Annotated in this window: 15 protein-coding genes and 2 pseudogenes; 12 read left to right on the top strand and 5 right to left on the bottom strand. The window is 39.1% G+C overall.

Annotated features, from left to right (window positions below; all coding sequences use genetic code 11):
- Positions 1 to 84: 84 nt before the first annotated feature.
- The 4 genes from PP2015_RS13000 (at position 85) to PP2015_RS12985 (ending at position 9,810) form a co-directional block, all read left to right on the top strand.
- Positions 85 to 7,680 (top strand): SpvB/TcaC N-terminal domain-containing protein, encoded by a 7,596-nt coding sequence (locus PP2015_RS13000; protein WP_083496590.1) that lies wholly within the window; start codon positions 85 to 87, stop codon positions 7,678 to 7,680.
- Between the two features lie 17 nt (positions 7,681 to 7,697).
- A complete protein-coding gene (locus PP2015_RS12995) occupies positions 7,698 to 8,171 on the top strand; it encodes a hypothetical protein (RefSeq protein WP_058030740.1) in 474 nt (157 codons plus the stop codon).
- 327 nt (positions 8,172 to 8,498) lie between these two features.
- The gene (locus PP2015_RS12990) at positions 8,499 to 9,017 is read left to right on the top strand and encodes an HD domain-containing protein (protein ID WP_083496588.1); all 519 of its coding nucleotides are present in this window, start codon (positions 8,499 to 8,501) and stop codon (positions 9,015 to 9,017) included.
- 424 nt (positions 9,018 to 9,441) lie between these two features.
- Complete coding sequence (locus PP2015_RS12985) at positions 9,442 to 9,810, top strand: HigA family addiction module antitoxin (protein ID WP_058030738.1); 369 nt, start codon at positions 9,442 to 9,444, stop codon at positions 9,808 to 9,810.
- 46 nt (positions 9,811 to 9,856) lie between these two features.
- Here the strand turns inward: PP2015_RS12985 and PP2015_RS12980 are convergent, their stop codons facing one another.
- Positions 9,857 to 10,756, bottom strand: coding sequence for a hypothetical protein (locus PP2015_RS12980; RefSeq protein ID WP_058030737.1), 900 nt, complete (start codon positions 10,754 to 10,756; stop codon positions 9,857 to 9,859).
- Positions 10,757 to 10,934: 178 nt separating this feature from the next.
- Between PP2015_RS12980 and PP2015_RS12975 the strand changes: the two genes are divergently transcribed.
- The 6 genes and pseudogenes from PP2015_RS12975 (at position 10,935) to PP2015_RS12950 (ending at position 15,611) form a co-directional block, all read left to right on the top strand.
- Positions 10,935 to 11,201, top strand: coding sequence for a hypothetical protein (locus PP2015_RS12975; protein ID WP_206646060.1), 267 nt, complete (start codon positions 10,935 to 10,937; stop codon positions 11,199 to 11,201).
- Between the two features lie 191 nt (positions 11,202 to 11,392).
- A complete protein-coding gene (gene istA, locus PP2015_RS12970; protein ID WP_083496587.1) occupies positions 11,393 to 12,937 on the top strand; it encodes an IS21 family transposase in 1,545 nt (514 codons plus the stop codon).
- Complete coding sequence (locus tag PP2015_RS12965; protein WP_058030735.1) at positions 12,927 to 13,223, top strand: hypothetical protein; 297 nt, start codon at positions 12,927 to 12,929, stop codon at positions 13,221 to 13,223. The genes istA and PP2015_RS12965 overlap by 11 nt, the downstream gene beginning before the upstream one ends.
- Positions 13,224 to 13,232: 9 nt before the next feature.
- Positions 13,233 to 14,207: pseudogene (locus PP2015_RS12960) on the top strand (transposase).
- A 630-nt stretch (positions 14,208 to 14,837) separates the two neighbouring features.
- Entirely contained in the window at positions 14,838 to 15,173 is a 336-nt protein-coding gene (locus PP2015_RS12955; protein ID WP_058030734.1) for a hypothetical protein, read from the top strand.
- 114 nt (positions 15,174 to 15,287) lie between these two features.
- A complete protein-coding gene (locus PP2015_RS12950; RefSeq protein ID WP_058030733.1) occupies positions 15,288 to 15,611 on the top strand; it encodes a DUF5992 family protein in 324 nt (107 codons plus the stop codon).
- A gap of 103 nt (positions 15,612 to 15,714) precedes the next feature.
- On the opposite strand, the pseudogene PP2015_RS22095 reads toward PP2015_RS12950, so the two are convergent.
- Positions 15,715 to 15,936 (bottom strand): annotated as a pseudogene (locus PP2015_RS22095) (integrase core domain-containing protein).
- Between the two features lie 135 nt (positions 15,937 to 16,071).
- Positions 16,072 to 16,398, bottom strand: coding sequence for a hypothetical protein (locus PP2015_RS12940; RefSeq protein ID WP_128724558.1), 327 nt, complete (start codon positions 16,396 to 16,398; stop codon positions 16,072 to 16,074).
- A 597-nt stretch (positions 16,399 to 16,995) separates the two neighbouring features.
- Between PP2015_RS12940 and fadR the strand changes: the two genes are divergently transcribed.
- Positions 16,996 to 17,709, top strand: coding sequence for a fatty acid metabolism transcriptional regulator FadR (gene fadR / locus PP2015_RS12935; protein ID WP_058030732.1), 714 nt, complete (start codon positions 16,996 to 16,998; stop codon positions 17,707 to 17,709).
- A 269-nt stretch (positions 17,710 to 17,978) separates the two neighbouring features.
- Positions 17,979 to 18,584 (top strand): peroxiredoxin C, encoded by a 606-nt coding sequence (locus PP2015_RS12930; RefSeq protein WP_058030731.1) that lies wholly within the window; start codon positions 17,979 to 17,981, stop codon positions 18,582 to 18,584.
- A gap of 212 nt (positions 18,585 to 18,796) precedes the next feature.
- Here PP2015_RS12930 and PP2015_RS12925 read toward each other — a convergent pair whose 3' ends face one another.
- Together PP2015_RS12925 and PP2015_RS12920 are read right to left on the bottom strand one after the other, a co-directional pair.
- Positions 18,797 to 19,036: a hypothetical protein gene (locus PP2015_RS12925; RefSeq protein ID WP_058030730.1), complete on the bottom strand. Its 240-nt coding sequence runs from the start codon at positions 19,034 to 19,036 to the stop codon at positions 18,797 to 18,799.
- A 174-nt stretch (positions 19,037 to 19,210) separates the two neighbouring features.
- Positions 19,211 to 20,011, bottom strand: coding sequence for a response regulator transcription factor (locus PP2015_RS12920; RefSeq protein WP_058031640.1), 801 nt, complete (start codon positions 20,009 to 20,011; stop codon positions 19,211 to 19,213).
- Between the last annotated feature and the right edge of the window lie 88 nt (positions 20,012 to 20,099).

Genomic DNA, 20,099 nt, shown 5'->3' with positions numbered 1-20,099 from the left:
CATTAATGCGCAGGGTTAGCTATTAACTTTTATAAAAAGGAATGCTGATTTCAGCCCATTAATACTTTAAAAGGAAATCATAAGTTGAGTATTTATTTTAGAAAAATACTTTCCATTTTATCTATCACCTGCCTATTCTGGGTGGGGGGATCTGTAGCAAAGACTACATGGATCCCGATTAATAATGGTGGAGTTACATTTGTCATTCCATTAATACCTAATGGCTTGTTTGCAGCGCCAACCAATGTTCAAAAAACATCGCAAAGTGGCATTGTTACCATAAAATGGGACGATGTTCAGCATGCAAGCAAGTATCTTATCCAAGGTCAAAATAATGATGGGACCTGGGTTGATGTAAAAGTTGTTTCTGGCAACGAGGCAATTTTAGATTTAGCCTATAAAGGTTATCAAGCTGTAAGGGTTCAGGCATGTAATTACAACACTTGCCAAGGAACAGGTCAGCCGAGTGAACCTGTGTCTACATCAGCCTTCTGTGAAGCGAACAGCAAAACTTATGAGCAAGAAGGAATTGTAGCTGCAGCAAGTGGCTGGAATACGCAGTCTGATTTCAATTTTCAACCGCCATTTTGTCTTGGATGTGGAAACATCCCTTATAATCTAAAAATATCGAATGCAAACAGTTACCTTCTTTTCCAGTGGGAAAGTAATAATGTTGCGGGCCCAGCTCCTGTGGGCCCTTGTGAAGAAGATTTTGTTTCACCATTACCGAATTCATCTGACATATTCTTTAAAGTTTCTTATAAAAAAGATGGGGTGATTGCAACAGAGTTGCTGAAGAGCAATTCAACATACAAATTTATAAGAGCCGCATATGGTAGTACTTATCAATTTAAAGTGCAGGAGTGTCGCTATACCTATAACCAATCGAATGTAGGTGAGAGCTGTGAAGGTTTTTCTGATTGGAGTCCATCATTGAATGTTTTAAGTAACATCCAAAACCTTGCAACACCAAGCGCACCTCTTTTAAATAAGTCTTCAGAGGGGTTAAACGTAAGCGGTTACCTTAACAATCTGGCAGATTTTTATGAAATCAGCATTCTAAATTTAGAAACTGGAAATGAGGTATTTAAAAGGACTTCATCTAGTGTATTTACTTTCAATGAAATAGCGCTTAATACAACCTACAATGTGAAAGTTAGAGCATGTACATATGATAGCTGCAGTGGTTGGTCAGAAGAGTCTGAATTATTTTTGGTTGATATAGAGAATGATTACTCTGCAATTAGTTTAGATACAGTTATAGACGATGAATCGTTACCACAGGGTGAAGAGGCTCCTTTGGTAGCGAAAATAGGAGTTGTTAAGGGGCGAGCTAGTGTTCAAGGTGGTGCGGCTGTTTTCAATATCCCTATAGAGTTACCACCGGGCCGCGCTGGTATGCAACCTAATGTATCTCTTAACTACTCTTCAAAAGCTGGAAATGGTATTGCAGGTATCGGATGGTCACTGTCGGCTGGTTCTAGCATTACTCGATGTTCAGCCACTTTCGCACAAGATGGGTTTACTCAAAACCCGCAATATAATGATAATGATAAGCTCTGCTTAGATGGCCAAAGGCTAATTATTGCTGAAGGTGGTACGTATGGCGCTAGTGGTGCTATTTATCGTACTGAAATAGATAGTTTTGCTAGGGTTACTCAAGCGGGTGGAATAAATGGCTCAGATACTTCATTTACTGTTGAGTATAAAAATGGCCGTACTGCTGTATTCGGTGAGTCTGATGAAAGTCGTGTAATCCACGAAGGGAGAACAGAAACTAACGCATGGCTGATTGAATATGAGCATGATGCTACAGGCAAAAACTTTATAAACTATGAATATGCGGTTTTTGGTCTCGGAGAGAAGCTTTTAACTAGCATTTATTATACTAAAAATAGTTCTGAAATTAGTGATACAGGTGACAGGTTAGTTAAATTTGTATATCAACAAAGCTATAAACCTACCTTTGGTTATGTATGGGGGGGGAAACACGAAAATACGCAAAATCTTGTCAGAGTTGATGTCATTCCAAATGATATTACAAAAAATGTGGAAAAAAGTTATCACCTTATTTATGACCAATATTATTTAAATAGTGTTGAACTATGCAAATCATCTATTTGTGGTTCTGAGAATAAATTGGCCAGCACTTCTTTTTCTTGGAATAAAGAAGAGTTGTCTTTTGGCCTGAGTGAAGAGCATCCATATGCTAATGACGAGATAGAGGCTACAGATATGGTTTTAGCTTCAGGCTCATTTTACGACACAAGTAGTGATTACACCGGTGATGGATTAAACGACATAAAAATGCTTGAACAGGTAAAAGAGATAGCTGGCAACCAAAGTACTTTCAACATTAGTAATTTTCCTGATTATTATCAGGTTAATAATGGTGCTGTTAATGTCCATAAAATAAGTGGTTATATAGACTATAACTTGAATGGTATAGCGGACTTTGTTTATCTAGATTCTAATTTAAAGCTATCTATTGTTGAGCTTAATCCCAAGACTGGGGGTTATGAAGACGTATTTTCAACTGATATTCCAGCATCTTGTGATATGTTGCCGCCAGATGATGAATACCACCCCATGAGTGAGCCCTGTCATAGTTTTGCTCATGACATTAATAAAGATGGTTTCTCTGATTTTGTTATTCAAGACAGAGAAAGTAACTCTATCAAAATATATCTTAGAAATACGAACGCCTCAGGTGAACCAACCCAAGGGTTTAAGCTAATTGGGAGTGTATCGTTACTTATATATAAATTTGGGCTTTCTGATATAAATGGGGATGGTACAGCCGATATTTACTATCAGGATAATGGTAATTGGGTAGAGTTGAGTATTGATGGTGATGAGTTAATAAGTGAACGTCATGATCTGGACATTAATTATTATCATTATCTTTCACGAAGAAATAAAAACACAATATGGCTAGATGTTAATGGAGACAATTTACTCGATGTAATGACATTAAAGGAAGTTGGAACCGCAAAAAAGCCGTTTTGGTTTATTCATTTTAACTTGGGTGGGGGACAGTTTTCATCAGGTTCAAATACTGGACTTCCTGAGTTTAATGTTTGGGCAGATGCTCGGGTGAATACGCGTGAAGAGGCGATTTTAAATAACTTTGTTCAAGTATTCGACTATGATAACGATGGGCGAATGGATATTTTAGCCCCTTACAAAAGAGAATATGCTTACGACTGTTGGGATGCTACTAACAGACAAGTTTGCTTAATTAGAGATGAAGATACCAGAGAGTTTAATTATTTTCATAAATATGATGTATGGTCTTGGCGAATCTTAAAGCCCGATGTAAGTGGTTTAGCATTTGAAGAAGAAGTTCTTCATGTAGATGGAGAAAATCTATTAGGAGGGTTAGGAACAACAAGTATTGCAGATCTAAATGGTGATGGCTGGCAGGAAATTGTAACTGCCCTAGGGTTTAGACAGCATTCTTCAAACGTACAATGTGGAAATCAGTTACCTTATTCGAGAGGGCGCTTTTACTGTTATCCAAATCTAGCGCCAGATGCTGGCATTTATGCCTACTCGTTAAAAGGTGGTGCTAGCCGTACTTTAAGACGGGTTGATAATGACTTTGGATTGGTGGCTGAGTATGAATATAAACAACTTGGTCGTGATGCAAACCTTACCTCAGGTATTTATAGTGTAAATAATGAACCTTTGAACGATGTCTCTCTGAGAAAGTTAGGTTCTGCCCAAAAAGTAGTTTCTGGGTTTATTCAGCCTGACGGTTTGGGTGGAGTAGTAAATAAACAGTACCATTATATCGATGGAGTTTACCAAACCCAAGGTAGAGGTTTTATGGGCTTTAAATCCATCGTTGAAGAAGATGTTGAAAAAGCCCTGATAACACAAACAGACTTTCATCAAGACTTTCCTTATCAAGGAAAAATACAAAGGCAAGCCACCTTTAAATCAGAAAACTATACCAGTGGTGGCAACCCATTGGGCGACAACGTGTCAGGTGCGATAAACTTAACTACATATACTTGGGCTGAAAATCCAAGTCATGGCTTAAGCGGTATTTATCATGTTTACCCATCACAAATTGTTAAGAATGTTTATGATTTAGAAAATGGTGGGTTGCTTACAACTAATACAACGCGAAATAATGATATTGATGAATTTGGTAATATTACTGATTCAACTGTAATCATTGATGATGAAGGCTTAACTAGGTATGAAACCAATACAGTGCGTGCTTATGATAATGATGCAAATATATGGTTTATTAACAGGCTTACATCAAGCAAAGTAACAAAAACTTCCTCAGGTGATACTAAAACTATTTCAACCGTTTTAAGTAATTATCATGAAAGTCGACAGCCTGAAACTATAGTGTTAAAAGAAGGTTCTGTAGATGAAATTGACACAGAGCTAAAAACAACCACGAGGGTTTTAAATGACTATGGTTTACCGACGTCTATCACGGAATCAGCCGATACTTATAAAATCAATGGGGCTAAACAACGAAGCAGCCGAACTACATCGATAAGCTATACCAAAAATGGTACCTCAGTGTCAGCCGACGGGTATTTCCCGCTTGAAGTCATTAATGCAAAAGGTCACACGGTAACAACGCACACAAACCCTGCTACAGGACAGCCAACGAAAGTACGCAAACAAATCGGTGCGTCTGCTTACTTAGATACTGTGTATGGTTACGACGATTTCAATCGCATTTACAGTGTGCAAACTGATGGACAACCTATTCGCTATACTGCGGTTCAAACGCCCGACGATAACGCGCCAGCAAATGCGGTGATGCAAATTGTCACTAAATCAACAGGTACACCGACAACTAAAGAGTACAAAGACAAGTTAGGTAGAACATTACGAACTGCGGTTGAGGGGTTTGCGAATAACAGTTGGATTTACAACGATGTGCATTACAACAACAAAGGGCAAGTAACTTTCGAATCAGTCCCTTTCACAGATATAAATTCACCCACAACGTTAGGAGTAAGTTACTCTGAATTTGATGTACTAGGTCGACCAGAGTACAAAGTAACCTCGCAAAGTTGCGCTAATCTTGTTGATGGCACAATGACGGCAAAATATACCTACAAAGGTTTTACTACCGAGATAGACGTTGAAGAGACTTGCAACAGCCTGACTTTGCCAAAGATGTTTCGTACTTATAACAGTCAAAAACAGTTGATGTCGACGGTAGACGCCATAGGGGGCACAACAACTTATAGCTACAACAGCCTAGGTTTACCCAAAGTTATTCAAGACGCCAATGGCGATAGTATTGTTGCAAGCTATGATAGCTTTGGTCGAAAGACCTCGGTAAACGATCCAAACCAAGGTTTCACGCAATTCACATACAATGGGTTTGGTGAGTTGCAAGCAGAGGAACGTAAGCAGACCTCAACAAGTACTTCAGCTCATACAATTGTAAGGTATGCGGTTGATGCATTAGGTCGCGTCACAAAAAGGCAAGCCACTGGTGAGACAGATCTAACTTATAATTATGACACAGCGAGTAATGGTTATGGTCAGTTAGGATCTGAAAGTGGCAACGGTGTAACACGTACATATGCCTTTGACAGTTTCGGCCGCCCAACCACTACCACCATAGCAGGTAGTAGTAAGTCATATACAATTTCTACTTTGTACGACGCTAACTTTGGTCGTGTTAAAGGTCTGCGCTATCCAAATAATCTTACAGTAAAATATGAATACAACGCCCGAGGTTATTTAACACATATAAAAAATGCTGCCAGTGGTTATGTTTATCAAAACATCACTGAAGTGGACAAGTTTGGAAATATTGCTGCAAGCACCTTGGGTAATGGTCTAACAGAGTCGAATTTGTTCTATGCGGCGTCTGGTCAAATGGCTAATAAAATTGTCAATAAAACCAGCCAAGGCCAGATTTTAAATATAAACTACAGTGCCTATGACGGCTTTGGCAATCTTAAAGGGCTCTCTGTAAGCACTGGGCCAATAGGCGACCAACATACCTTCACAGAGAGTTTTGAGTACGATCATCTTCACCGTTTAACCTCTAATCAAATTGTGGGTATTACGACCATATCTTATACATATGACAGTGTGGGTAATATTACATCTAAATCTGATTATGCCACGCTATATGACTATGATAACCATGCAAGTGGTCACAGCGGTGGCGGTGATAATGCGGTCAAAAAAGTCCGTAAAACCGATGGAAATTGGGTTGGGTTTAGCTACGATGCACGTGGTAACATGATTAAAGGCGATGGGTTAACCGCTGCGGTTTACAATGCTATGGATAAACCCACCAGCTTAACAAAAAATGGTTTAACTAATACATTTGTATACGGCCCTGATCATATGCGTTTTAAGCAAACGAAAAGTTCGGGTGCAACAATATATTATGCGGACAAGCTGTATGAGGAAGAAGTCAGGAATGGAAAAACAACTTGGCGAGCATATATTGGTGATATCGCTTTAATTAGTAAATCAGATAACGGTTCAGCAAAAATCCGCTACACCCACAGAGACAGGTTAGGCAGTGCTCGTTTGTTTACAGACCGAAATGGTAATGTTGAAGCCCAGCGTAACTATGACCCATTTGGTAAACCCCGAGAGGCAAGTGGTGATCTTAAGCTTGATAGCAAACTAGGTGACCTTGATACAGCAAAAACGTATAGAGGTTTCACAGATCACGAGCACCTAGACGATATGGAGTTAATTCATATGAACGGTCGGGTGTACGATTATAACCTTGGGCGGTTTATGTCGGTAGACCCTGTTATTCAAAGCCCAACGAATAGTCAAAGTATTAACCCTTATTCTTACATAATGAATAATCCGCTGTCTGGAACCGATCCTACTGGGTACGCAGCAGAAATTGAAAAAGAGAAAATTAAGGTTTCAGTAACAGGTTCGAGGATTAAGCGTACCGTAGGGGAAAAAACAACGGTTACTACAACGAATGACGCAGGTCAGGTAACTAATAGATCTACACAAACCGTTATTGGTTCAAATGTTGCTGTTACGTCAACAAACTTTGAAAACGGTGCTGTTACATCGTCTACATCTGCTGTTATGAATGGTAAAACAATGACAGCTGTATCTAGTTCAGCTACAGATATTGGTTCTCCAGCAACGTTATCTCAATCGACAAGCATAACAACAGCTGAGGGGTCAGCAAATTGGTGTTATGGAGGTGCTTGTAGAACGGGAATAATGCCTAATATTGATACTAGAACTATTGCTCAAATGGATGAAGGGCTTGAAAATTTAAATTCAACTATGTCCGCAGTTGCAGGCGGTTTTAGTGTGGCTTCTATGCTGAAATCTTTGCTGACGGGACTTCCTAAATATGTTACAAAGGGCCATTATATACCAGATTATACACTGGCTAAGCAGAAAGAAAATGGCCAAGATATACCGCTACCATTAACTGAGGCAGAAGGAAGAGCGCATACTGTACTTGGTATGAGAGTAGGGAGTGATGGGAATATTTATCGTCAGTCAGCTCAGTTTCCAAGTAATACGTGGCCGAAAGTAAATGGTAAAGATGTTCCAATGAGTGAAGTTCATTGGAGTAATCACGGGCGCGGAGACCATTTAAGTCCTCATCAACATCAATTTAAGTTTGATGGTACAGGTTGGATTCGTGAGGGGGGCAATGGTTTGCCTTTTAGAGCAGAATAGCAAGAGGAAAGTTTGAGATGCAGGTGTGTTTTGATTTAATGATACCTAAGGCATGCTTTGGAGATTCTTTTCCTTTGCAGGAAGAGCTTGCCTCTTTTGGGGGGGAAAGCTATAAGCAAGATCCCCCAAGGTACATGTGGAAAGAGGAAGTAAAGTTTAAATGTCAAGTTATACCTGACCATATTTTGACTTATATACCGTCTGAGATAAATGTTACGGAGTGGAACTATCTATCATTAGAAGGTAATGAGCTCGAATCTTGGGAAAAAAACATTAATAAGCAAACACCGGAAGAGTCACAACTACCTTTAAAACAAATGCTTAATGAGTTACTACCTTTATTAAATGAATGGGTTGTCATTTTTGAGCTAAACTGTGATCAAATTGATAATGTCTATAAGATGAACAGTTCAATGCTATTAGAGAAGGTCAATACTGTTCTTAATTGGAATAACGTGCCTGAGGGGTTTATAGCTTGGTATAAATCTTAACTATAATGTTTAGTATATAACTAATTCAATTATTCTTTTTAACCTCAAAAACGGATATTGAACTTTAAAGAAGTAAATATTTTAGTTGTGCATAATGGGGCATTTCCTTCTACCTGTTTTATTGCCGAGCAAAAAGCTATCAAGAGCGTACTGTAAATCAGCTCATTTGCAGCGAGCACTGTGCAAAATGTGTTAGTGCCACTTCCTAGTGGCGCTGGCTCAAATAGCTTGATGCTTGCATGTGATTTACCATAGCAGCACTTTAACGTGACATAATACATCAACACGGTCTACGCTTAATTTTTCGTCTAAAACTTTGAGGTTGCCATGATGAATCATTTTGCGCTTTTGGCTAAATCACTTCGGTTGGCTGCCCAATACCACGCTCAACAACAGCGTAAATCAGATGGCTCACCCTACATTAACCATTTAATCGAAGTTGTCGATATGCTTGTTAATATCGCTCATGTTCAAGATGAAAATGAGTTGTGCGCTGCCGCTCTTCATGACAGCCTAGAAGATACAGAAATTACCAAGGAACAAATTGCAAATGAACTTGGTATTTGTGTACTTGAAATGGTGCAAGCGCTAACAGATGATAAAACACTATCATTAACAGCACGTAGGGCTAGTATGCTCGAACAGCTGCCCACTAAAGCTACCTCAGTCCAGCGTATTAAGCTTGCTGATATTTGCTCAAACGCTACAGCCATTCCTTGTGGTTGGTCAAATGAGCGACTAACAGAGTACTTTGTTTGGCTTGATCAAGTTGCAGAACTTTGCAAAAACGCAAGCCCCTCTTTGTATGATGAATACCTAAAAAGAAAAGCTTCCACCATCAAGTAACACGCTTACTTTCGCTTAATATTCCAACCTACTTGATTCTAAAACCAACCCAAAACGTATGCCGTGAAAAATCTTACTGGTAAACTTTTGTCGGACAGGTGGAAAGTTTTTCTCGAACGCATGGTAATTTTAAAGCATCAGAGTGGTAACTTAGGTGCGGAATATACATACTGTATATTCCGTGTTTTCTTAACAGTGGTTTGGTTAAACATTACCAGTTGATACAAAATCCATTTACCACCTTTCCGATAAAATGTTACCACTTGATAGCTCAATGTGCATTAAGGTACCTGTGATAACACTCAGCATATTTTGGGCACCTTTGTATAATGAGGCGGTTGCCTTTTGCTTTTATCTAGATCCCAAGGTTGGCGTAAAACGAGTATTCAGCTAGAGTCATATCAATGACCTTGCGGAGGCTGATATGACAAACAAAATAAACGTCAACTTTATTGAAAAAGCAGCTGACAAACCTTTCTCTGAACTTGAACTCAAAAAACGTCCTGATGGCGGCTTTCGGAAACATCCGTCAGACTTTTTTAAACGCAATTGTTTAGTTCGTGTAGATAATCTTACTGATCAAGAAGTGGCAGTTCGATTAGGTATTACATCATCACACCTGTCAAACTTCCTGAATGAAAAGGTAAGCGTTGATCCATCTTTTGCAGTGAGATTAGCGAAAGCGACGGGAATTGATATTGGAACGTGGTTAGAGCTTCAACGGCAATATGACGTGTACATGTATGAAAATATGGAATGTGACGTACAGCCATTGTATCCGTTTTCACGCTAAGAGATTAACTCTAGACTTACGAAAAGTAGGTCTTTTGCTGTCATAGCTAATGAGGAAGCAGCCTTAAATATCTTTTAGGGTTTCGACTTGCCAGTTGCTTGTATATTAAAAGGTACATTGCGCGGCCAAGCCGAGAACCCAACGCTTCAAAACCTATTTGTTGGTTTTTTATTAGGTAATACAGGATATTTGCACAAGCGTTTTTGTCTTGCTGTGCATGCTCTAATATGTCGAAGTCACGGTCATTGCTTAAAGCGAAATATGAGGTCAGCTTCATCCTTGCACTCGGATTAATGATGATGTTTTTAGGGACGAACAGGTTTTGCAAATAGTTAAAAAGCTTGGCTGATACTTTGGTAAACAGTGATGTTTCTGGCGGATTATTCGCGTAATCAACAATGCTCGTGATTAGTTCCCATCGAACGATTGTGCTCATTTGAATATTGTCATCAAGGTGCAAAATTACAAGAAGAGCAAACATGTGGTCATTTTTTAGTTGTAATAACGCTTTAAGTGTCTCAAGTTGCAGCGTTGAATAGTCACACGTCAATCCATTTAAGTGCTCTAAGTCACATAATGGGGTCAGTATCTTTAATGGCGCTTGTTGGTAAATCGAATACCAATCACTTGTGGGGCTGTTAATGCAATTTAGCGCCCGAAATATAAAAGGCTCAAACTCATCGTACTTTATTAATTGGGGTGATGCCTTATAGAGCCTAGCAAGTGTTTTCTTACTTGGCCTATGCACGGCCTTCGAGTGACGGTCATATTTACAGCTTCTTTGCTTTGTACCATTCAGTTTATTAACGATTTTATCCAGTTCAAAAAAGCGCTCTACATGGTAGCCAGAAGGCTTGCCATTAGTAACCTCACAAATATACGACATATAAGCGGCGGCTTTTAATTTATCTAACTCAATGGGAAGCTTGGTGTCGCTCTGTTTCACTACTCCCCCCCCTTTAACTGTTTCTGACCATCAAAAGTGACGACTAGCTGTGACCACACGTCATTTCATGCCAATAAGCGTTTAGAGTAAATAATAGCCTAAAATCTTACTCATAGACGTGACATTTTCCCTCTACTACTGTGATAAAGGCGATTCTCAGTTAAACAGAAGAGAGATTATGGTGACTAAAAGTGAACAACGTGACATGGAGGCATTGCGTCAGCGTTTAGAGGATGTGCTTTTTGAAAAGCATGGTCCAATGATTGGCGGAAAAGCGCTTTATTCTACTTTGGGCTATACCAGTGCGAGTGCCTTTCGTCAGGCTGTACGAAGAGACACACTTCCCTTGGCTGTATTTAGTATTGCGAATCGTAAGGGTAAGTTTGCGCTGACATTTGATGTGGCAGCGTGGCTTGCGAAACAAAAGTATCGGTCAGACGAGTAACAACATGACGTAACAACAAGCAGCTTAAATGAAAAAATCTCGGAAAGGCGACCACCTTATCCGAGACTCTGTAGTTAATTTGTCGTTGCTATCGACCCATTAACTATGGTTCTCAGAAGTGAAACTGTCAAGTTAGTCGCTTGGCTTATTTCACGGCTGCGCCTTTGTTTTGTCAAAAACGGAGAAGAACTATGCTAAAACCACATAACTTACGGTATCTACTTTGGCTTTTGTATCATTGTAAGGAGCAATCTAATCGCATGATTGCTCTGGCTGCAAATTGCAGTCATCCAACTGTTGCGAAACTGCGCCAAATATTACGGAGAGTGAACCTTTCATGGGATGAGGTGACTGAAAAGAAAGACAGTGAACTCAAAGCGCTTCTTTATCACACGGGCAAATCTCATCATAATGACAAGGTTGATCCTGACTACCAAGCGATATCACAGCAATTCAATTTACCGAAAAAACATCGGAAAACCTTGGCGATGTTATTTAAAGAATATCAGCTCAGGTTTGGCAGTCACGCTTATGGTAAAACCATATTTTATGAAAAGGTGAGAACGTATTTAAAATCGCAGCATGTTGTAATGAAACAGCATTACTTACCCGCTGAAATTATGTGTATTGATTACGCAGGTACCAAGCTTAAATATAATGAGAATGGTCAAACGCGTAACCTCAATGTTTTTGTGGCTTGTTTAGGGTATTCGAAAAAAATTTTTGCGTTTGCAACGCCTAATATGAAATCTGAAAGTTGGGTACATGCGTTAGTGAAGGCACTCGACTACTTTGGTGGCGTGCCAGATACAATTCAGTTTGACAATGCAAAGGCAATGGTGAAGCAGTCTGGACGGTTAGCTTTGTTTCACCAAAATGTACAGCTGCTCTCTCTTTATTACCACTTTTTTTGCGATACGTCACGCGTTGGTACACCCACGGATAATGCCGTTGCAGAAAATGCCGTAAAAATTGTTAACGCAATATTGGTGCAAATGCGTGCAGATTTGATATTTTTTTCTATATCCGAAGTCAACGACTACTTACGTAAAGCGGTGGAAGACAACATCAATACGCGACCGTTTCAAAAGTTGCACACGACCAGAAACGAGCTGTTTATTATTGAGCAACCTAAGCTAAAGCCATTACCATCAGTCCCTTATGAACCCGTTATGGCGCATAAAGAGCTTAAAGTCCCTTCAACTTATTTAATTCCTTATAAAGGCCATGAATACTCTGTACCGCATGCGTTCGCGCACAAGCAAGTGACACTCCGCGTGACGATAGATGAATTAATCGTGTTTCATGACGGTAAGGAAATCGCACGTCATACCCTCAATGAGAAGCAAGGTAGTTTCACTCGGTTGCCTGAGCATATGAAGCCTGAGCACTTGGCTGAGCAAAGAAAATCACTTCCCTCATTCTTAGCGTGGGCAAAGGACGTAGGTGAGGATGCAGAAAAAATAGTACGTAAGCAATATGCACCATTTCAAAGTGAGCATGCCCGACGTGCGGGCAAACAATGCTTAGTGCTCCAAGCTTTATGTAAAAACGTTGGTCATGATAGTTTCAATAAAGCCTGTTATTTTGGCCTATCTCGCAAGCTTTATTCGCCAGACAGCATTGAAGAGATCATCAATACTAAAGCCTACGAGCAAGAGTTTGACATCTCACACGCAAATCATTTGCACATACGGAATCCACATAATAATGAGGAGCACCGTTATGACCATTAATAATATTAGCGCTTTGCTGGAGCAGCTTAACTGCAAAGCTGGCGCAGCTGAATTAGCTAGGCAGTCTAAGTCGATTAACTGCCAAGGCATGGCAATAGAAGAACGTTTGATGAATGCGTTAGATGCTGAAATTCAACAAAGAGCGAAAATCCGAAGTGCACGCTTGCAAAAACAAGCCAAGTTGGCCTATGAACATATTTTTGTTCAGACAATAAACAAGACACCCACTTTTATTTGTGTGTTTTTCATTCATTGCCTATCTTTTATTTATCTGTTCAAAAGGTAGGCAGACTTCATGGCAACAGCACGTAAGAGACAAGTCAGCTTGGTTGATACCAAATACTATCACTGTATTTCACGGTGTGTTCGCCGCGCATTTTTGTGTGGTGATGATAATGTTACCGGCAAAAGCTATGAGCATCGCAGACAATGGGTAGAAGATAAGCTACTTGAATTGGCTCAAGTATTTTGTATTGATGTGTGTGCATATGCCGTTATGAGTAATCATACCCATGTTGTATTGTATGTGGATGATGCAAAAGCCAATAGATTGAATGATAAAGCGATTCTTATTCGTTGGCACAAGTTGTTTAAAGGCACGTTACTTACACAAAAATATTTACAAGGCGACAAGCTAGATAAGGCTCAACAGTTCTTTCTAAATCGTACCATTGCCGATTATCGTGAATGATTGGCGGATATCAGTTGGTTTATGCGGGTACTGAATGAAGATATAGCCAGAAAAGCGAACAAAGAAGATAACTGCACAGGTCGGTTTTGGGAAGGGCGCTTTAAATCTCAAGCGCTGTTAGATGAAGCGGCAGTGGCTGCATGCATGGCTTATGTAGACTTAAACCCGATTAGAGCAAAAATGGCAAAGACACCAGAAGACTCTAACCACACTAGCGTGCAAAAGCGAATTAAAGCGGCGGAAAAGGCAAAACAACCTAAGCAACTCATCCGTTTTGCAGGCAGCCCCAGAAAACACATGCCGAAAGGTTTGCCCTTTGAGCTGAAGTCATATTTAGAGCTAGTTGAACTAACAGGGCGATGCATGCGAGCAGACAAACGCGGTTATATAGAGCAACGCAGCCTTCCTATCTTAGAGCGATTAAAGATAGCGCCTGAAAACTGGCTAAAGCTCACCACGCAATTTACCAAGGTCTTCAAAGGGGCTGTAGGGCGGCCTAATAAACTTGATGGCTACTACACTCATTTAGAAGCAAAACGGCGAACTGGTATCAGTCATTGTGAGAAACTGTTGGGTTAAAATAAGGTTTAATCCTAAACACTAAAATGCTGACAAGGTAAGCAAAACCATGTTCAGCCTCTTTAAAATAACACCGAAATCCAGAGTAAATTAAAAAATAGTACGCAGAGTCGCTTTTGACGTAAAAATATCAATATGCTGGCATTGGTTGCTCATTTTTTAATAATTTAATTATGGCTGTCACGTTATTGCAGGTATGGCTAACTCAAATAAATCTTCACAGATGCAATCAAGGTACTTTAGTCAGCATGGAGTATCTTCGCCAGTAGATGTGGCAGTATTGAGTAACTTGCTGAATAGAGTCGGAATGGGGAGCTAATTTATATTGGATCTGATGCTGACTTTGTTTGGACTCGCTGCTGAAAGTGATTGGAGTTTGCAGCAGGCCTGTTATTACATATTCCTCTACTGATTCTAAGTTGAATATTCTGCTGACTTAAACCGGCTTTGATGCAGTGATTTTTGGTCAACAAAAGAAAGTTTTGGATTTCTCAATACATCCCAATCAGAGTCAAAGTCTTTTCTAACCTCTCTATTTATTGGTACTAAAAAACTTAATACATTCATATGTTTATTTTGATAAGGGTTGAGTATAGAATTCAGGGCCAAAAATATTGCAAGGAGAAGTAAATGAAAAAGTTCATGTTATTGTTTTTTTGCACTGTGAGCTTTAGCAGTCAAGCCGCTGCTACTTGGCATAGTGGAAAAGTTAGAACAGTTTATCCTATATCAAGTGGTGGTTTTATTATTACATTTGATAATGATCATCCTAGCTGTCAAAACCCGTCTAACCCAAAATACTATCACGTAGTTGAAGGCAAAAATGGTGTAACAAAAGACGCAGTAAAAAACTTTTTATCTGTTGCTCTTTCTGCAGGTGCGATGCAAAAGAAATTAACAATAAACTTCGATTGCAGCGATAAAGGTTGTTATATAAATAGATTAAATATCAATTTTCAAAGTTAGGATGGAGTTATAAATAGATGCGTTATAATAATTTCCTTGCATTGTTCTAGATAGACTATTTGGAAAAACGTACGGTTTATGAACTATTAAGTTGTTAGTTTGAAAGGAATATTGATGAAAAATTTACTGTGTGCGACTTTATTTTTTTTGCCATTCTGTAGTGAAGCAGGAGAACTGGTTCGGAATGCTGTAATTACTGAAGTTGCTAGTTCTAGTAGTAACAAAGATGTTTTTTACGTGAAGTTAGAGGGAGGATCCGGCCCATGCGCTAACGGTTCAGTTGAGTTTCCTGCAAATAAATCCCAATCTGAGCAATCTTATAACCAAGCATTTTCAATTGCACTTGCTGCAGCAATGAGTGGTAAGAAGATTAGAATACATAACTATTCCAATAATGAGTGCAGTGGTGCTAACTTTATTGGCATTTATACAAAATAATAAAAGAAATGAAGGCGGTTGTATAAAATTGGCTCATAGCCAGTCACTTATTTAAGTTGTTACTGTAACAACTCCCATTTTAATAGTGCTCTTTTGTAAAATTTTAGGCTGCCTCAAGATAACTACTAATTGGCGTCATATCGCCAAGTGAATCATGAGGCCGCTCATAATTATAAATATCTAACCACTTATCAGTGATTTCTCGTACTTCTTGCAGTGACTCAAACATGTATGAATTTAGCACCTATTCACGGTAACTTCGGTTAAACCTTTCCACAAAACCATTTTGATAAGGGCTGCCAGGTTTTATAATGCCCTGTTTGATATTGTTTTCCATCGTTTAAGTTTCAAGTAATGTTGAGGTAAACTCAGGGCTGTTATTTACTCTTATTTGTTTTACCTCGACAAGCGGTGCCATATTATTAACTGTTACGTGTCTTGCTCTAGCAACTTGATATAATTATTTTATTAAACGTACCCAAGATACGACAGAACGGTTTCCTTCACATATTTCTTTATCGTGAAAAGCTAATTTACCATTCGTTGTAAAAGCAGTTAAGACCAAAGAAAACTTCCTATTAGCAACAGCTTCGCTTGGGCTTTTGACTCTGTATAAATTTGAACCACAGCCATGTGAAATAGACGAACTGAATTCAAAAACAGTTGCGTCACTATCTAATTGATAAACATCATTTATTGCACTAGAACTGACATTTTTAGCGGCAAAGGTAAAATTAGATGTAGCAACCAAAACTAAAGCAATGATAGCCTTTCTTAAAAAATTCAATTTTCTCTCCTAAATGTGGATATAACGATTTAATATCGACCCATTGCATTGGGGCGTTTTTCTACCGAGCCATAGGCTATTTTTATTATTGTACCAGTTTTATCATACTAGCTAACTTGTTGCTAAAGATATCATTTTATAAATTAAAAAAGGATAAAAACGACCAAATGGGTCGTTTTTATGAATATAGGAGAAACTCATAGCAACTAGACATAAAGTCAGTGCTACAAAATAATTTCTAATGTCCGTTGAACGCTCAAAGCCGACCTTGGAGTTTTTAAGTTAACTCACTTTGGGGCAGAAATGAGTTACAGTTTCTGTTTCAATTAGAGAGGAGTTTTTCCTTATAAGCGAATAAATTGAAGCTACTTTTCATATATCCACTAGGGCTAATGAACCTTAAATTACTTCCTTGTTTTATATTTTTTAAAAGTCTTATTTCTAGTTGTTATAGAGCTAAATTCTCAACCTGCCGTAAAATCTCAATTTAAATGTCACTCGCCAGTAAAACAGGGAGACTTCTTTACTTGTTAGTTGCAAAGCATCTGGTACAATCAGTGGATTAAATTGCAGTTGCCAAGATGAAAGCGGTGTTAGATGAGAATTTTTAAAGCTAAAAGCCCAGCGGGATTTGCTGAGGAATATATTGTTGAATCAATTTGGAATGGTGAATTTCCACCAGGTTCAATTTTACCAGCTGAAAGAGAACTCTCTGAGCTGATAGGCGTAACTCGCACAACGTTACGTGAAGTATTACAGCGCTTAGCGCGTGATGGCTGGTTGACGATTCAACACGGTAAACCGACACGCGTAAATAACTTCTGGGAAACGTCAGGCTTAAATATTCTTGAGACGCTAGCGCGTTTGGATGAAGATAAAATGCCAGAACTGACAGACCAGCTTTTATCTGCTCGTACCAACATCAGTGCAATTTATACGCGTGCGGCAATTAAAGTAAATCCACAGGCTGTTATCGAAACGCTTGAAAAGAGCAAAGACTTAGAAGATAACGCTCAGGCATTTGCAGATTTCGACTATCAAGTTCACCATCAGCTAGCGTTAGCAGGTAACAACCGAATTTATGTTTTGGTTCTTAATGGTTTCAAAGGCCTTTATTCTAAGATTGGTGGTCATTACTTCTCAGATCCACGTACTCGCGCACTGGCCAAACAATTTTATTTAGACCTAATTACACTGGCTGAAAAAGGCGATTTTGATGGTTCCATTTCTTTACTAAGAAAGTACGGTCATCAAAGTGGTGAGATTTGGCAGCAGATCCGTGGTGATATGCCGTCAGATATCATGGACTAAACTGTATAGATTGAAAAAAGCCCGCATGGGCTTTTTTTATGCCTGAAGTTTTACTCATCAAAAAAATAGATTAGAGTCATCGGTTTATTTGATTTTCAATTTTCCTAACGTCCCCATAAACTTGAGAAAATTTTCCTATCAGTATTCTAAATTTATATTGATTGATACATTGGGGTTGTTTTTTTGAAAGCCGCCTCAATAATAAATGTCAAAGCAAATTGATATTGTCACTTTGCATTGGATTTAACCCTAACAAATTGGAGAAAACCATGGGTGTATTAGTAGGCCGCAAGGCACCTGACTTTACAGCAGCAGCAGTATTAGGTAACGGTGAGATCGTTGAGGGTTACAACCTTCACGAGCGTATCAAAGGTAAAAAAGCGGTTGTATTCTTTTACCCTCTAGACTTCACTTTCGTTTGTCCTTCAGAGCTAATTGCTTTCGACAAGCGTTACGACGAGTTCCAAAAGCGTGGTGTTGAAGTAATCGGTGTTTCTATCGATTCTCAGTTCTCGCACAACGCATGGCGTAACACGCCAGTAAACGAAGGTGGTATTGGTCCAGTTAAATACGACTTAGTTGCTGACGTTAAGCACGAAATCTGTCAAGCATACGACGTTGAGCACCCAGAAGCTGGCGTTGCTTTCCGTGGTTCATTCCTAATCGATGCTGAAGGTAACGTACGTCACCAAGTAGTTAACGATCTTCCTCTAGGTCGTAACATCGACGAAATGCTTCGCATGGTTGACGCTCTAGCGTTCCACGAAGAGCACGGTGAAGTATGTCCAGCAGGTTGGACTGAAGGTAAATCAGGTATGGACGCAAGCCCAGAAGGTGTTGCTAAGTTCCTAGCTGAGAACGAAGGCGAGCTATAATCTAGCCCTTTAGTTTTTAAAAGCCCGCGGTTGCGGGCTTTTTTGTGCCTGCGAAAAATAGTGAAATTGTGTTCTTTGGGAGTAAAGCTTGCAAGTCATATACTTACCCCCATAAATTTAACTGACCAACGCGTTTGAATAGCTCAATACTTAAATAAACGGCAAACAGGCTGATCACAGGGGTTGCCAAAAGGCTCACTAGCGTTAATTCATTAGCCATTGTTTTCTTCCTTGTCGATTTTAACCGCTTTCTTAGCATGCTTATCAGATTCTGACTTCAATACTTTTGATGCTGTCTCAAGTGTATTTTTCTTAACTTCTTTGATACTTGCGCTAATTGCATTTGAGATCAGGTTGCTAATTTCAGCTGTAATCGGGTTTTCATTAGCTTGTACTGAAGAAGCTGTGAATAATACGGTGCTGATTAAAGTTGCTTTAACTAGTGAGTTCATGACGTTCTCCTTTGTATGAATAGTTAGTCGCAATAACTATTACAAAGGTTGTGCCAATAGATAAAAATATTTTAATTTATTGTTTTTATTTGACTTAATATTTTTTGAAGATTGGTGAAAATAATGATTAATTATTTTCACCAATGTAAAGTGGCTAAAAAGACTAATTATTAGTTAATCTTGCTCTAAAATTGAATGTAGTAATTGTTTTACCACTTCAGGTTCAAAAGGTTTATCGCATAATGCGTTAACACCAGACTGAGCAACGTTTGCAAGGTGGGTGTCATTGGCTTCAGATGTCACCATTAAGATAGGAATATGAGAGTGTTCACCTGAGTTACGAATATGTTCAGCTAACTCTTGGCCGTTCACATTTGGCATATTAAAGTCAGTAACAATGAGATCAAACATCTGTTCATTTAAGAAGTTGATCGCTTGTTCGCCGTCTTCAGCTTCAGTAAAGCGGTTCGCTCCCAGATTAGTTAGTACACGACGAATATGATTTCTCGCCAGTCGAGAGTCATCAACAATAAGAATACGCAAATCTTGCACATCGTATAGTTCAAGCTCAAGCTCTTGAGGCGACAGTAAATCTAGTGTTGCATTGAGTGCACGGCCTAGGTGTACCTTAGTGAAAGGCTTAGGCAAGATGGCCACAACGCCTGATTGCTTAAATGCTTCAAGCTGCGTCTTGCGTGTTTCGCTTGAAACAAGCATAAAAGGGATCGGCTGTTCAGGCTGAATTTCAGAAATATATTGCTGAATATCAAGGGCACTGCCATCACTTAGGTGTAAGCTCGATATAACTAAGTCAGGCTTATGTTTTTCTAAAAAACTTTTAGCGGATGAAACAGTGTCAGCAAAGTCGATATTAGTGACACCTTCTGACTCTAGCTCTTTTGCAATAATTTTTCTTTGTGTGGCCGAGGGCTCAACAAGCAGGATAGCAAGATCCGCACTGAGAAGCTCATTCATGATTAGTACTACTTCAATTAACCAAAATAAGGACATTAATGTAACCAATTAACATCCTATTATCTAGTTTGAAATGAGTTTTTAAAGG

The sequence above is a fragment of the Pseudoalteromonas phenolica genome, from assembly GCF_001444405.1.
Classification (GTDB): Bacteria; Pseudomonadota; Gammaproteobacteria; order Enterobacterales; family Alteromonadaceae; genus Pseudoalteromonas; species Pseudoalteromonas phenolica.
The sequence above is the reverse complement of the archived record's forward strand: the minus strand, read 5'-3'. Positions and strand labels throughout refer to the sequence as shown.